Below are 15,115 nucleotides of genomic sequence, written 5' to 3' on the forward strand. Positions count from 1 at the left end.
ATGGAAAAAAGCAGACTTAAAACTATCGGGTTTCTCATTTGGTTATTGAGTTTTGGTGTTTTTCAGCAGCTTAGCGCCCAGGAGAATCCGCCAATACCTATTCAAGTTGAAGTAAGAACTTCAAAAAACCTGAATTTCGGTTCCTTTGTTGCGGGCATTGCTGGTGGGAATGTGACTGTTAGTTATGACGACCAACGAACAATAGATGGTGATATTTTTGAGCTTAATTTTGGACAACCTGTTTCTGCCGCTTTATTCGATGTTTACGCCAACCCAGGAACAATTATCCAAATTCAGGATTCAAGTTCATATATTCTTGTTAATCAAAGTAGCGGAGCAGAGATTCTACTTTTCATCAATAGTTTTAGCACCGGTCAACGTACTTTTGTGACTCAGGCACCAAATGCCGAGACTCCCAATGAAGTTTTTGTGGGCGGTACTTTACAAATTCCTGCCGATAATTCAGGAAGCCTGCCGGGAACTTATAATGGTACTTTCACTTTAAATTTTATCCATCAATAAGCTCCCATTATCGATGAATAGAATTACTTCGGACTTTATTTTAAAGCTAAAACGATTTCATCTTCAGATTTTTATTTTTCTCCTGTTTTCTTCAACATTAAGCGGGCAGGAAACTTTCCCGGAATATGATGAACTCAATGTAGAAATGAGTGTACCGCGATTGGGGACAGTTGAGATTCCGATTGCCATTAAGGGCCAGGATGCGTATTTACCGGTTCAGGAATTATTCGATTTCCTGAAGATAAAAAATGAGGTGACTGCTGAAGGGATTACGGGCTTTATCGTTCATCCGGATTCCACCTACAGCATAAATTTTCAGGATAATTATATTCAGTTTAAAGATGAGGAATACGAGCTGGAAGCTTCAGACTTTATCGAAACCCCGATGGGGAATTACCTCAAATCGAATTACTTCGGAGATGTTTTCGGACTCGACACTCAGTTTTCTTTTCGAAGCCTTTCCGTAGAACTCGATACTGAGTTGGAATTGCCGGTGATCAAAGAAATGCGTCTCAAAAAGATGCGGGAGAGCCTTAACCGCGTGCGGGGAGTAGTGGAACCCGATACTACTATCGCGAGAAGATATCCGTTTTTTAAACCTGGAACCCTGGACTGGGGCGTGGTGACCACCCAGCAGAGTGATTTTGAAAATGATAACAGACTTAGTCTGGGACTGGGTACGATGTTCCTCGGGGGAGAGACCAATTTAATGCTGAATTACTCTTCCAGAGTGCCTTTTAATTCCCGAAATCAGTTTTACCAGTGGCGCTATGTAAATAATGATAGCCGGTTGTTCAAACAAGTAAGTGTGGGGCGGATTTTCACCCGGGCCACCTCTTCTCTGTTTGCACCGGTTAGCGGGGTGCAGGTGAGCAACAGCCCTATGCAAAACCGGAGGTCTTTCGGTACTTATCAGCTTAACGATTATACCGAGCCTCGCTGGACGGTGGAGCTCTATGTGAACAATGTACTTATAGATTTCACCCAGGCCGATGCTTCGGGCTTCTATTCCTTTGAAGTACCACTTATGTATGGAAATACCGCGGTGAGTCTGCGTTTTTACGGCCCCTGGGGAGAGGAACGGGTTGAGGAAAGAGTGATCAATATTCCTTATAATTTTGTTCCGAAGAACGAGGTAGAATACACCCTGAGCGCCGGAATTGTTGAAAATGAAGAATGGCAGCGCTTTTCGCGTTTCAACCTTAATTACGGAATAAGCAACGCCATCACCCTTGGGGGTGGGGTGGAATATCTTTCTGAAGTGACCAGTGGCGAGGTGATGCCTTTTGTGAATTCTTCCGTGCGAATTGCTTCCGGGCTCTTGTTCTCCGGGGAGTATATGTACGGGGTGAAAGGAGAAGGGGTGTTGAGTTACCGCTCGCCTCAAAACCTTCAGGTAGATCTTAATTATATAAAATATGATGAAAACCAGACGGCGATTAACTTTAATTACCTGGAAGAAAGAAAAATAAGTTTGTCTACCCCAATTAGAGGGAACAATTTCTCTATGTTCGGGAGGTTCAGCCTCAACCAGATCATTATGCCTACCACAGAGTTCACTACCGCGCAAATGCTACTTTCAGGAGCAGTATTTGGGGTGAGCACCAATTTTACAACCTACGGAATCTATAACGACAGGGTAAAGGAGCCAACTATTTACAGCTCACTTTCCCAAACCTACAGATTGCCAAACCGATTTCTTTTTTCTCCACAGGTACAGTATGATTACAGTCGGTCGCAATTTAATAACCTCATCCTGGAACTGGAGCGACCTATCTTTGAAAAAGGATTCCTGAATCTGGCTTATGAAAATAATTTTTTGAGGGACGCTCATATTTTTGAGGTCGGTTTTCGCTATGCGTTGGATTTCGCTCAGACTTCTCTTACCTCCAGAATTGGAAACAGAAATACCTCTTTTGTACAATCGGCGCGGGGAAGTATGATGCTGGATGACAATACCGGGCAAATACTTACCAGTAACCGAAGTGCTATGTCTAAGGCGGGCTTAACTATAATTCCGTTTCTGGATTTCAACGGAAATGGGCAGCGGGATCCTATGGAACCTGGCGTTCCCGGAATGGAGTTAAAGAACCGCAGCGGAAGGCTTAGCTATCATGAAAACGAAACCATCTTGAGGATTCGGGACCTGCAGCCTTATATTGATATGGTGATTGAAATTGATCCGGTGAGTCTGGATAATATCGCCTGGAAGATCTCTAACCCCAAGATCAAGGTGCATACCGTGCCTAACCATTTTCAGGAGATCCATGTGCCGGTAGAGGTGATGGGAGAAGTGGGAGGTATGGTTTACGTTGATGATAATGGTCTTCGTGGACAAGGCAGGATAATCATAAATATTTTCGATGAAGACGGAAATAAAGCCGCCAGGATTCTCAGCGAAGGCGATGGTTATTTCACCTACCTCGGATTAAAACCCGGAAAATATACCGCTGAGATCGATCGGGAGCAACTTGAAAACCTAGGTTACATTTCGGAACCCGAGGCTATTCCCTTTGAAATAAAGATCGATGAATATGGGGATATTGTGGATACGCTGGAATTTGTTCTTAGTAGTCGGTAGGCTGTAGTCGTTAGTCTTTAGTTTTTAGGCGGTAGATTTTTAAATTATACTGTTTAATGTTCAATGTTTAACGTGATTTTTTTTCGTTGTCATTTTTCGATTGATTTTCCAATCTTAAATCCGAGGTCCACGCAAAGCCGTGAAGTCATGCGCGAAGCCAGCGAAGAGGTCTCTACTAATCAGAAAAATTGACGGTGAAAATCATTCGTGCATTAGTGGCGGAGCAAGTTGAGTTTGTATCGAGAACCCTTAATAGTACGAATTCCCAACACTTCTCGATACAGCTTTTTATTCCGCTATCATTGCATAAAAACCACCTGCCTATGCAGGCAGGCAGGCTCGAAGTCAAGGTTTGTGCTTGAATCGGGTATCTAATCCCGAATTAACCAATTAACGAATTAACGCCATTCTAAGACGGTCTATTCCTCTGGTATTTCACCATAGCAAATAAAAAGACAAACAAAGCCAGAAACTGAGCTATTCTTGCCAGATAGTCGCCGTATTGGACGTAGAAAGTCTGTTTGTTGTTCACCAGGATCTCCGATTTAATACTGCCTTGCTTCTCGTAGCCCAGGCTCTTTACGATATTCCCTTTCTGATCTATAAATGCTGAAATCCCCGTGTTGGCACTTCTTACCACATCTTTTCTGGTTTCTATGGCCCTTAGTTTCGCGTAACTGAGATGTTGTTTATGTCCCTGGGTATTCCCCCACCAGGCATCATTGGTAATAATACTCAGGAATCCCGCGCCATTTCTAATATAACCGGTTACATAGTCACCATAAACAGATTCATAGCAGATAATCGGTGCGGCTGCTGCAGCTTTCCCGTTCTCCATTTCGAAGACTGAGCGTTCCTCCTGGGTGGTTTTCATCGCGACTGTTCCGCCGAGGTCTATCATAATATCGCCCAGGATGGGTTTCAGAACTTCCTGATAAGGGAAATTCTCGACACCCACCACCAGTTTGGATTTATGATAAAGCTGGGTGGAGTCGGTACTATTCATCATAAATGCCGAATTATAATCGTCGTACCAGTCGTTCGGGCCCAGATAATTGCTTTGTTCCCTAACCTTGTTAGGGTCGCTGAAGCGTTCATAAAAGGAAATTCCGCTTAAAAAATTGATGTTGGGATACCTGTTAAGTATTTGTCTGCTGAAAAAAGCAGCTTCCGATTTTTCAAAATCAGGAAGGACAGTGCCGTCGGCAAAAACAGTTTCAGGGGCCACCAGGAGTCTGGTGTTTTCTGTGGTCTTTTCTTCAGCAAGATCCAGAAGAAGTTCTCCTATTCTGGTATCATTGACGTTATATTTTTCGGTGTATGGATCAATATTGGGCTGCAGAATCACTACTTCCAGCGGTTCCCCTTCAGGTTTGTAATTGGCCAGGATTATCCAGGAAACCCCCAGAGGGAGGAGAATGTAAATGGCGGTTTTAAAAATTCCGCGGTAAATAACCGCTTTATCTTTAAACTCGCGGTATAGTATCACGGCTTTAAAAACAGCAATATTCACCAGCCAAACCCAGAGTGTCCCTCCAAAAGTACCGGTGTATTCGTACCATTGCACCCAGTTATGATATTCTGAAAAGGCATTCCCGAGGTTAAGCCAGGGCCAGGAAAACTCCCATTCGAGATGAAGTTTTTCAAAGACCATCCAGATGCTCACCAGGAAAGTTGCTGCCGCTCCAAATCCGGTACGTTTGGCAACTACGTGGTAAAGCATAAAAACCAGCGCCATAAGCAGCGAATTCACCAGGACGGCGAAAGCACCTCCAAAGGCTGTGCTAAAATAAAGCCAATAAGTGGTGAACAGGTTCCAGATAAAGAAACTCAGGTAGGCAAGTACGAAAACCTTCCAGCCTGTTAATCGCTTAGAGAAATTCCGCAGCTTGAATTCCGCATAGAGCAGGGGAACAAAAGCGAAAAACAGCAGCAGCGGAAAACCGTAGGTAGGCCAGGCCAGTGCAAGTAAGATCCCGGAGAGAAGGGCGTATAGAAAATTCTTCATATTTTGATATTCTTTTCAAAAATAGGAAACTGCGGCTTGTTTTTTAGTCGGCTTAAAGAAAAATCCTGCTGAACCCCGTTTTTGAAAATTTTAAGTACTGCTGAACTTCTAAAATTAACTCGATAATCGAGATTTGAATACTCCAAGGCTTGCCTATATTGACCAAAGTAAATTTTCAATGCATACTTTGTATGCTTTCCCTGAGGTTCTTGATTTTTAGTATTTTTACCAAAAACTAAACCAATGGCCATCAAAAGATACGTCCCTAATTTCATTACTCACCTGAATCTCTTAAGCGGAACCATAGCGGTGATCTTTGCCGTACAGGGAAATTTAATTATGGCGGCTGTATTCGTAGCCGCGGGAGTTTTCTTTGATTTTTTCGACGGACTTGCTGCCAGAGTACTCGATGTGAAAAGCGAGGTAGGGCTGCAACTGGATTCCCTGGCCGATGTGGTTACCAGCGGGGTAGTGCCGGGAATTGTGATGTTCCATATGCTTAGCAAGGCACTTCCTAATCCGGGAGCGGCCTCCACCAACGAATGGAGTATCCAGGGAACCTGGTGGGAATGGAATTTTAATACTCTGGCGCTTATCGGCTTGTTTATCACCCTCGCCTCGGCTTTCAGGCTGGCGAAATTCAATGTAGACAATCGCCAAACCGATTCTTTTATAGGACTTCCAACTCCGGCCAACGCAATGTTGATATTGAGCTTGCCTTTAATTCTTACTTTTCAACCCGGAGAAATGGTATCCTCCTTATTACTGAACGAATGGTTCCTTATCGCATTAACCTTGCTGAGCTGTTATTTGCTAAATGCAGAGATCAAACTCTTCGGACTTAAATTCAGCAATTGGACTTTTGCCGATAATAAGCTGCGTTATTTCTTTTTGTTATTGTGCCTGGTACTGATTGTGATTTTCAGGTTTATTGCCATACCGCTCATTATTGTGAGTTATGTATTGCTGTCGGTATTGGTACCGGCAAAGGAGGAGGTTTAGTTTGGAATGACTAAAATTAATCGAAGATCTTTTTCTTCCGAAGCTCGAAATTCTTTCCGAGATATACTTTTCTAACCATTTCATCTTCGGCGAGTTCTTCGGGACTTCCGTGTTTCAGGATGCTACCTTCAAACATAAGATAAGTGCGGTCGGTAATGGCGAGGGTTTCCTGCACATTATGATCGGTAATCAATATCCCAATATTTTTGTTCTTTAACTGAGCCACGATGCGCTGAATATCTTCTACCGCAACTGGATCAACTCCGGCAAAAGGTTCATCAAGCAGAATAAAATTAGGATTGGTAGCCAGGGCTCGTGCAATCTCGGTACGCCTGCGTTCTCCACCACTTAAAAGGTCTCCCCGGTTTTTCCGGATATGACTTAGTCCGAATTCCTCAATGAGGGATTCCATCTTCTGGTGGCGTTCTTTTTTGGAAAAATCGGTAAGTTCCAGCACGCTCATAATGTTATCTTCAATGCTTAACTTTCTGAAAACTGAAGCTTCCTGAGCGAGGTAGCCTATACCGTGCTGTGCCCGTTTATACATTGGGTACTTAGTGATATTTGTCTTGTCAAGGAAGATCTGCCCGCCATTGGGTTTTATAAGCCCCACGATCATGTAGAAAGAGGTTGTTTTTCCGGCCCCGTTAGGACCAAGAAGCCCAACGATCTCTCCCTGATTAACCTCGATAGAGATGCCTTTAACAACTGCCTTGCCTTTGTATTTCTTTACTAAGTTTTCAGCGCGTAATTTCATCTGTTTATATTTTTTAACCAGGATTTGGCAATAGGCACAGGCTTATAACCCTACTCCTGTGTGTTGCCATTTTTGGGTCCAGAAGCATGCTGGTTTCATTCTGCAAATTTAGTGCACTAAGATACATTAATTATACCAAGCCTATTCTTTCACTTTTTCCAGTTCTTCCCAGTATTCAAAAGCCCTGCGGAGGTGAGGTATTACAATCGTACCACCTACAAGAGTGCCAATACTCAGGGTTTCCATAACCTCTTCGCGGCTTAATTGTGCTTTGTAGCTGCTTTCAAGGTGGTATTTCACACAGTCGTCGCATCTTAGCACCAGTGAAGCCACCAGCCCGAGAAGCTCTTTTGTTTTTTTATCGAGTGCGCCTTCGCTGAATGCGTTGGTATCAAGATTGAAGATCCTTTTCAGAACCTTGTTATTTTCGCCGAGGATCTTATCGTTCATCTGAGCACGGTACTCATTAAACTCTTCTACTTTATTGCTCATAGCCTTGTCTTTTTAATTTCCGTTGTTCCTGTTTATAAATCACCTTTGAGATCAGGATACTTACCTCATAAAGAACAAGCACCGGGATAGCTACGATAATCTGGCTCACAATATCCGGAGGAGTGATTATGGCTGAAAGGATCAATACCAGCACCAATGCGTATTTTCTGTATTTCTTTAGAAAAGCGGGGGTTACCAGTCCTATTCGGGTAAGAAAATAGATCAGGATGGGTAATTCAAAGATGAGTCCACTTGCCAGCACAGAGGCCCTTACCAGGCCAATATAACTGCTGAGGTCAAAATCGTTAAACACAGTTTCGCTAACCTGGTATTTTCCGAGGAAATTAATGGAAAGCGGAGTTACCACATAATATCCAAAGATCACTCCGATAAAGAACAATAGGGAGGATATAAAAATAAAGCCTTTGGCATATTTGCGTTCGTTGTTATGCATGGCAGGAGCCACGAATTTCCAGAATTCATAAATCACGTAAGGGAAAGCTATGATAAACCCTGCCGTGATCGAAGTCCAGATGTGAGCAGAGAACTGTCCGCCCATAGTTCTGCTCTGGATGCGGAAGGGCATTTCGTCAAAACAAAAACCTCCGTCTATTCCCAGGGCAGTGGAAATACGGCAAAGAATATCGTATGAAAAGAAATTCCCTCTACTGGGGCCAAAAAGCAAGATATCGAAAATAAACCCCTTGGCCAGAAATGCGATACTTCCTGCAATTACCACAGCAAGGGTAGCACGAATAAGGTGCCATCGCAGGTCTTCTAAATGGTCTAAGAAAGACATTTCATCCTGGGGTGTGCCTAGTTGTTTCATTATAAAATACCTTCTCTAATAAGGTTGTGAATATGGACAACACCTGCATAATTTCCGTTTTCTACGGCCAGAAGCTGGGAGATCTTGTTCTCTTCCAGCATATCCAGGGCCTCTACGGCAAGTGTGTCCTGATTAATGGTTTTTGGATTGACGCTCATGATATCTCTGGCGGTAAGATCTTTGAAATCGGTACTTTTTTTCAGCATTCGCCTTATATCGCCATCGGTAATTATCCCAATGATCTTATCGTTTTCAAGCACTGCAGTAACACCCAGCATTTTTTCTGAAATTTCTATTATAGCATCGGTAACCGAAGTATCAGGTGATACTATTGGTTTCTGGTTCTGGGCTGTTATATCGCTTACCCGCAGGTAGAGTTTCTTGCCAAGGGAGCCTCCCGGATGATATTTGGCAAAGTCTTTTCGGGAAAACCCTTTCAGATTAACCAGAGCGATTGCCAGGGCATCGCCCAATACCATTTGTGCAGTGGTGCTGGTGGTAGGCGCCAGGTTATTGGGACAGGCTTCCTTTTCTACATAAGAGTTAAGGACGAAATCTGCTTCCTTGCCCAGAAATGAATTTTTATCGCCAGTAATTCCGATAAGGGGGTTTTTAAAGTCTTTTATAAAGGGAACCAGGACCTTGATCTCGGGGCTGTTTCCACTCTTGGAGATACAAATCACCACATCGTCTTTTTGAATATTCCCCAGATCGCCGTGAATCGCGTCGGCTGCATGCATAAAAATTGCTGGGGTACCGGTAGAATTTAAAGTTGCTACGATCTTACTGGCAATTATGGCACTTTTTCCTATTCCGGTAACCACCACTCTTCCTTTGGAATTGTAAATTTTCTCTACCGCCTCAACGAACTCGTTATCAATAAGATGTTCTAAATTTGCAATCGCTTTGGCTTCAATGGAAATGGTTTCTCGGGCAGCAATAAGAATTTTCTCCTGGAGTTTCAAATTAGATAAAATTATGAATTGTGGGTTTAAAGAAATATGTATCTTTAGTTTGCAAATGTATGTAAAATTGTAACACAATTGAATGAGTTTGAAGGAAATTGATTTACACCAACAGCTAAAGAAGTACTTTGGATTCAGCCAGTTCAAAGGGCTTCAGGAAGAGGTGATTACCAGTATTGTAAAAGGAAACAATACCTTTGTGGTAATGCCTACCGGAGGAGGGAAATCCCTATGTTACCAACTCCCTGCGTTGATTGAAGAAGGAACTGCAATTGTGGTTTCGCCCCTTATCGCTTTAATGAAAAACCAGGTAGATGCTATTCGCGGAATTTCCTCGGAACATGGCGTTGCCCATGTTTTAAATTCCTCCCTGAACAAAACGGAAGTTAGGCAGGTAAAAGAGGATATTGCCAACGGGGTAACAAAATTATTATATGTAGCTCCCGAATCGCTTACCAAGGCAGATCATGTAGATTTTCTCAAAAAGCAGAAGATCTCTTTTATGGCCATAGACGAAGCTCACTGTATTAGTGAGTGGGGTCATGATTTCAGACCGGAGTATCGTAACCTCAGGCAGATTATTCAACGAATAGGAGATAACATTCCTATAATTGCACTTACTGCCACTGCGACGCCAAAGGTACAGGAAGATATTCTTAAAAATCTGGGTATTCCCGATGCCAAAGCCTTTAAGGCGAGTTTTAACCGGCCTAACCTGTATTACGAGGTAAGACCAAAGACAAAAAATGTCAATTCTGATATTATTCGTTTTGTTAAACAGAACGAAGGTAAATCGGGAATCATTTATTGTTTAAGTCGAAAGAAGGTGGAAGAGCTGGCACAGACTCTTCAGGTAAATGGTATAAAAGCCGTGCCTTATCATGCTGGGCTGGATGCTAAGACCCGCTCCAGGCACCAGGATATGTTCCTGATGGAAGATATAGATGTGGTAGTGGCTACCATAGCTTTCGGGATGGGAATCGATAAACCCGATGTGCGTTTTGTGATACATCACGACATCCCTAAGAGTATAGAAAGTTATTACCAGGAAACCGGCAGAGCCGGCCGTGATGGTGGCGAAGGGCATTGCCTGGCTTTCTATTCTTATAAAGATATTGAGAAGCTCGAGAAGTTTATGAGTGGGAAGCCTGTGGCCGAACAGGAAATAGGACACGCTCTTTTACAGGAAGTAGTAGCTTATGCCGAGACTTCTATTTCCAGGCGTAAATTTATCCTCCATTATTTTGGGGAGTCATTTGACGGGGAAACCGGGGAAGGTGCTTCAATGGATGATAACGTTAGATATCCCAAGAAAAAACACGAGGCTAAGGAAGAGGTGGAACTTTTGCTGAAAACTGTAAAAGAGACTAAGGAACTATACAAGGCTAAAGAAGTGGTTAAAACCCTTATCGGGAAATCCAATGCATTGATCTTATCACATAAAACCAATGAACATCCACTTTTTGGAAAGGGTAAAAGCCGTGACGGAAAATACTGGATGGCCCTGATAAGACAGGTATTGGTAGCCGGTTTCCTCAAGAAAGATATCGAAACCTACGGAGTGATAAAAATCACCGATAAAGGCAAGAAATATCTCGAAGATCCTCAGTCTTTTATGATGACCGAAGACCATATTTTTGACAGTACTACGGAAGGAGTTACTGTTAACGCTCAATCCACCGGTGGAGGTGTAGACAAAACCCTGGTTAAAATATTGAAGGATCTTCGCAAGCAGGTAGCAAAAAGACTGGAAGTCCCTCCCTTTGTTGTTTTTCAGGATCCTTCTCTTGAAGATATGGCTTTGAAATATCCTGTCACTATGGAAGAGCTTAACAATATTTATGGGGTTGGTGAAGGCAAGGCTAAAAAGTACGGAAAGGAGTTTGTTGATCTCATCGGCAAGTATGTGGAAGAAAATGAGATTATCAGGCCAGACGATCTGGTGGTGAAATCTACCGGTGCCAAATCTGCCCTTAAACTATATATCATTCAGAATGTAGACAGAAAATTACCTCTTGATGATATCGCTTCAGCCAAGGGAATGACAATGCCTGAATTTATCAAGGAGATGGAAGCTATAGTTTATAGTGGCACCAAACTCAATATCAATTACTGGGTAGATGATATCCTGGATGAGGATCAGCAGGAGGAATTACACGAATATTTTATCGATGCTGAAACAGACAAAATAGATGCTGCGATAGAAGAATTTGACGGGGAGTATGATGATGAAGAATTAAGGTTATACCGTATCAAGTTTATTAGTGAGGTGGCAAATTAGGTTTGGTAAATTCGTGATCTGTTGGTTCGTTAAATCGGGATTTATTGATTGGTAAATTGGATTTAAATTCCAGGGAAGAAAACTGAGAAATAGAACTGATTCCGAAAGCTATCGGGACTGACAACCGAGAACTACTTGCCTCCGTTCTTTTGAAGATCGAAGATGCATTGATCATCAAGACCGGGAATGTTTCCGCCGTCAATAACATCAACAATTCCGCTACCAAATTCTATGGAAGCCTGCATCAGGCATCCTGAAACATTGCAATGCCCGGCATATTCTTCATCTTTATGATCTGATTGCGGCTCAGTGCCCAGGTCTACAAGTCCGAAAAGATGTCCGAATTCGTGATTTAGGGTGGCCGCTTCAATATCGGCTTTAGATGGGGCGTTTGGGCGGTTGGCGAAGTTTTTTATGGTTTCTCCGTAGACCACCATCGAAGTATTTCTAAATGATGAACCCAGGACAAAACGATTATCTTCGTCTTTTTCGCTGCTACCATCAGCAAAATAAATAAATACGGCAATCTCGTCTCCTACATTATAAAGACTGCGGATATCTTTTTCTATAGCGGCGATTTCTTCAATATCGAAAGGAGCTTTGCCTGAAGATTCCACGGCCCGCTGGTTTATTTGAATTCCATCTGGTTTGTAAACTCTGTCCTGAAGAAAACTTTTAAATTTTGCAATGGCTTCCTGGGAGGGCGCATAACCAGTAACATAAGCGATTTCAATATTCATGGAAGTATATCGCACGTCACTAAGCAAATCATTGGCCGAATCACCCAGGCCCTGCAGGTTCGCAGTTTTATCGATCTTGTTTTCATCGTCGGTATTATCAGTTGTACAGGAAGACAATACCAGGAACAGCGATAAAAATAAAGCTAAGTGATTTATTTTAAACATTTGACAGAATTTGAAATATTGGTAAAAATATAAATTTAATGCATTTGTGGCTTTAATTCGGCTAAATAATCATAGTGTTCCCCTTTTTTTATGAGTCTACAGGTGAAATTATTTTTATGTGCCGCCAGCTCCAGGGAATTAAAATCGATGTAAAGCCAGTTGAACCATTCGCCTTTTTCGCTTTTATGGCTAAGCTGAAACTGAATTTCGCCGTAATACCCATCTTCTGGATTAACCCAGATTCCGCCATCTTCATCACGATCAAAGAGAAAACTCAGGTCTGAAGAATCCAAAAGGATCTTACCGCCGGGAGATAGTAAGTTTCTGGCCTGGAAAAAAAAGATGTCCAGGTTGGAGAGTTTACCGATAATTCCGCTGCCGTTCATCAGCATTAAAAGCGTGTCGAACTTTTCATCGTGGAGGTCGAAGAAATCGATTTTACGGGCATCTTTGAGGCCTCGTAAACCTGCAATTTCAATAGCTCCTTCGGAAGTATCTATTCCGGTAACTTTTAATTTCTTTTCATTCTGAAGATAGAGTGCGTGACTTCCAGCGCCGCAGCCAACATCAAGAACGCGCCCGGAACATAACTGAAGTGCTTTTTGCTCCAAAGGAGGCATTTCAGAAAAATTTCTGAATAAATAAGGAACAGGGATAACATCGTCGTCAAAATCGGGAGAATGCACGTGGATAGGAGTGTCGTCCTTATGATGATAAAAAGCGGAGATCGCTTTTCCGAAGATATCTTTATCTGGAGTGTTGTTATTCATATCTTTGCAAAATGGAGGAAAATCTAAATAATCTCCCCGAGCGGGCCAAAGATAAGCATAAGGAAAATAAAAAGTTCTTTTCCCGGCTTCGGAAAAAACGGCCCAAAGACCTGGACCGGCAGATGCAGGAGCTCCACGAGGAGGAATTTTCCCGCACCAGTTGCCTGGACTGTGCCAATTGCTGTAAAACCACCGGCCCTCTTTTTACCAATAAGGATATCGAGAGAATAAGTAAACATCTTAAACTCAAACCGCAGCAGTTCATCGAGCAGTATCTTCGCATAGATGAGGATAATGATTTTGTGTTACAGCAAGTACCCTGTGCCTTTTTAGCACCAGATAATTATTGTCTCATTTACGAGGTACGACCAAAAGCCTGCAGGGAATTCCCGCATACCGATAGGAAGGATTTTCACAAGATTTCCAATCTCACCATAAAAAATACTGCTATTTGTCCTGCTGCGTACAATATTGTAGAAGAGATGAAGAGGAGGATCAAAACCTAAGGCGGCTGTCTAAACTATTTAAACTTCCTTTTGATGAGGTTAAATTTCTTGTAATTTTTTATGATTAAAAAATACAATATAGGTCCGAAAAATGGTAAGAAAATTATTATCAGTACCCAGATCAATCGATGCCGCCCCTTAAAATTTTGCTTTAGCAAACTGGCAAAAGCCAATACCGGAAGCACAAGGAGCGCCACCATAAAGGCCGAAAGCCAAAAGCCGGAGGTTTCTAACTCGATCATAAGGGATTATTTATCTCTTAATATAATAAATATTTTTCACGTCTTTCAGAAAATTCTGCTAATCCCGGTTTCCAGCTTTCACGAATCTGTGCTGCACTAAGTCCTTCTTCTATTTGCTGCTGAAGTTTGGTGGTCCCGGCAAGTTTTGTAAAGAACGCATTAAAGAATTTGTCTTGATCTTTAGTATTATTATAGGCTTCAATAAGCCATTCCAGATTGATTTTATCCAGCGCTTCATAATTACTTAGATCCCGCCCGTAACAGGTTTCACCAAGATGTTTTGGGTTTTTCGCACCATCTTTAGATTCCGGGGTGTAGGTATAATCAAAATAGGTTTTATCCAAATAAGGAGATCCAAAAACCTGGAATTGTTTATCGGTGCCACGCCCGGCATTAACATTGGTGCCTTCAAAAAAGCAGAGGCTGGGATAAAGATTTATAGACTGTGCATTGGGAAGGTTAGGTGATGGTTTTACCGGGAGTTCATAGGCAAGGGAATGCTTGTAATTCTCCATTTCTACCACTTCGAGGTCACACTGTATTCCATCTTTTAACCACTTTTCGCCATTTATCATTTTCGCATACTCCCCCATTGTGAGTCCGTGCACGGTTGGGATGGGATGCATTCCCACAAAACTTTTATTTTCCATTTCCAGGATAGGCCCGTCTATATAATGTCCATTTGGATTCGGTCGGTCAAAAACGATGAGTTGTATGTTATTTTCGGCACAGGCTTCCATAACATAATGCAGGGAAGAGATATAGGTGTAGAACCGGGCTCCCACGTCCTGAAGATCGAAGATAAGCACATCGAGTCCTTCCAGTTGCTCGGGTTTTGGCTTTTTGTTGTCACCGTAAAGGGAGATCACCGGCAGGCCGGTTTCGGCATCTTTTCCGTCTTCAATGGCTTCACCGGCATCAGCCGTACCACGGAAACCGTGCTCGGGAGCGAATACTTTTTTTAGATTAACATCCAGTGAAAGCAGGGAGTCTACAAGATGAATATAGCCGGTTTCTTTATCGATACGCGAACTCTGGTTGCCCACCAGACCAACATTTTTTCCATGCAACAGGGGAAGGTATGTTTCGGGACGATTTGCACCTACAATTATGTCTTCTGAAGTCAATTCAGCTGGGTTCTGGTCCTCAGAAACTGTGAGCCTTTCTTTTTGCGAATCTGTGTTTCTGCAGGAAACAAGTCCGATAAAAGCGAATAAAAATGTACTTTTGAATAACCTTTTAATCATCCTGATAA

At 42.5% G+C, this 15,115-nt stretch carries 15 protein-coding genes; 5 read left to right on the forward strand and 10 right to left on the reverse strand.

Going from position 1 to position 15,115, the window contains the following annotated elements; genetic code table 11:
- The gene (locus BM266_RS02770) at positions 1–522 is read left to right on the forward strand and encodes a DUF4402 domain-containing protein (protein WP_093405587.1); all 522 of its coding nucleotides are present in this window, start codon (positions 1–3) and stop codon (positions 520–522) included.
- A 13-nt stretch (positions 523–535) separates the two neighbouring features.
- Positions 536–3,103, forward strand: a complete 2,568-nt coding sequence (locus BM266_RS02775) for a hypothetical protein (RefSeq protein WP_093405588.1) — start codon at positions 536–538, stop codon at positions 3,101–3,103.
- A gap of 409 nt (positions 3,104–3,512) precedes the next feature.
- Here BM266_RS02775 and lnt read toward each other — a convergent pair whose 3' ends face one another.
- Positions 3,513–5,111, reverse strand: coding sequence for an apolipoprotein N-acyltransferase (gene lnt / locus BM266_RS02780; RefSeq protein WP_093405591.1), 1,599 nt, complete (start codon positions 5,109–5,111; stop codon positions 3,513–3,515).
- The gene (locus tag BM266_RS02785; RefSeq protein WP_139220583.1) at positions 5,108–5,365 is read right to left on the reverse strand and encodes a hypothetical protein; all 258 of its coding nucleotides are present in this window, start codon (positions 5,363–5,365) and stop codon (positions 5,108–5,110) included. The genes lnt and BM266_RS02785 overlap by 4 nt, the downstream gene beginning before the upstream one ends.
- Here BM266_RS02785 and BM266_RS02790 point away from each other — a divergent pair.
- On the forward strand, positions 5,355–6,113 hold the full coding sequence (locus tag BM266_RS02790; protein WP_093405596.1) for a CDP-alcohol phosphatidyltransferase family protein: 759 nt from the start codon (positions 5,355–5,357) through the stop codon (positions 6,111–6,113). The genes BM266_RS02785 and BM266_RS02790 overlap by 11 nt on opposite strands.
- A 16-nt stretch (positions 6,114–6,129) precedes the next feature.
- Here BM266_RS02790 and lptB read toward each other — a convergent pair whose 3' ends face one another.
- The 4 genes from lptB to BM266_RS02810 all read right to left on the reverse strand — a co-directional run bounded on the left by lptB (position 6,130) and on the right by BM266_RS02810 (position 9,156).
- On the reverse strand, positions 6,130–6,870 hold the full coding sequence (lptB, locus tag BM266_RS02795) for an LPS export ABC transporter ATP-binding protein (protein WP_093405598.1): 741 nt from the start codon (positions 6,868–6,870) through the stop codon (positions 6,130–6,132).
- Positions 6,871–7,011: 141 nt separating this feature from the next.
- Positions 7,012–7,362: a carboxymuconolactone decarboxylase family protein gene (locus BM266_RS02800; protein ID WP_093405600.1), complete on the reverse strand. Its 351-nt coding sequence runs from the start codon at positions 7,360–7,362 to the stop codon at positions 7,012–7,014.
- Positions 7,352–8,191: a twin-arginine translocase subunit TatC gene (gene tatC / locus BM266_RS02805; protein WP_093405602.1), complete on the reverse strand. Its 840-nt coding sequence runs from the start codon at positions 8,189–8,191 to the stop codon at positions 7,352–7,354. The genes BM266_RS02800 and tatC overlap by 11 nt, the downstream gene beginning before the upstream one ends.
- Positions 8,191–9,156: a KpsF/GutQ family sugar-phosphate isomerase gene (locus BM266_RS02810; RefSeq protein ID WP_093405603.1), complete on the reverse strand. Its 966-nt coding sequence runs from the start codon at positions 9,154–9,156 to the stop codon at positions 8,191–8,193. The genes tatC and BM266_RS02810 overlap by 1 nt, the downstream gene beginning before the upstream one ends.
- An 82-nt stretch (positions 9,157–9,238) precedes the next feature.
- On the opposite strand from BM266_RS02810, the gene recQ reads away from it, so the two are divergent.
- Entirely contained in the window at positions 9,239–11,437 is a 2,199-nt protein-coding gene (gene recQ, locus BM266_RS02815) for a DNA helicase RecQ (protein WP_093405606.1), read from the forward strand.
- A 131-nt stretch (positions 11,438–11,568) separates the two neighbouring features.
- Here the strand turns inward: recQ and BM266_RS02820 are convergent, their stop codons facing one another.
- On the reverse strand, positions 11,569–12,342 hold the full coding sequence (locus BM266_RS02820; RefSeq protein WP_093405608.1) for a hypothetical protein: 774 nt from the start codon (positions 12,340–12,342) through the stop codon (positions 11,569–11,571).
- A gap of 35 nt (positions 12,343–12,377) precedes the next feature.
- On the reverse strand, positions 12,378–13,112 hold the full coding sequence (locus BM266_RS02825) for a class I SAM-dependent methyltransferase (protein WP_093405610.1): 735 nt from the start codon (positions 13,110–13,112) through the stop codon (positions 12,378–12,380).
- Between the two features lie 11 nt (positions 13,113–13,123).
- On the opposite strand from BM266_RS02825, the gene BM266_RS02830 reads away from it, so the two are divergent.
- The gene (locus BM266_RS02830; RefSeq protein ID WP_093405614.1) at positions 13,124–13,618 is read left to right on the forward strand and encodes a YkgJ family cysteine cluster protein; all 495 of its coding nucleotides are present in this window, start codon (positions 13,124–13,126) and stop codon (positions 13,616–13,618) included.
- A gap of 14 nt (positions 13,619–13,632) precedes the next feature.
- Here the strand turns inward: BM266_RS02830 and BM266_RS17565 are convergent, their stop codons facing one another.
- Positions 13,633–13,860: a PLD nuclease N-terminal domain-containing protein gene (locus BM266_RS17565; protein ID WP_093405616.1), complete on the reverse strand. Its 228-nt coding sequence runs from the start codon at positions 13,858–13,860 to the stop codon at positions 13,633–13,635.
- Between the two features lie 17 nt (positions 13,861–13,877).
- The gene (locus BM266_RS02840; RefSeq protein WP_093405917.1) at positions 13,878–15,107 is read right to left on the reverse strand and encodes an exo-beta-N-acetylmuramidase NamZ family protein; all 1,230 of its coding nucleotides are present in this window, start codon (positions 15,105–15,107) and stop codon (positions 13,878–13,880) included.
- Positions 15,108–15,115: the final 8 nt, after the last annotated feature.

The organism is Salegentibacter flavus (genome assembly GCF_900115145.1).
Classification (GTDB): Bacteria; Bacteroidota; Bacteroidia; order Flavobacteriales; family Flavobacteriaceae; genus Salegentibacter; species Salegentibacter flavus.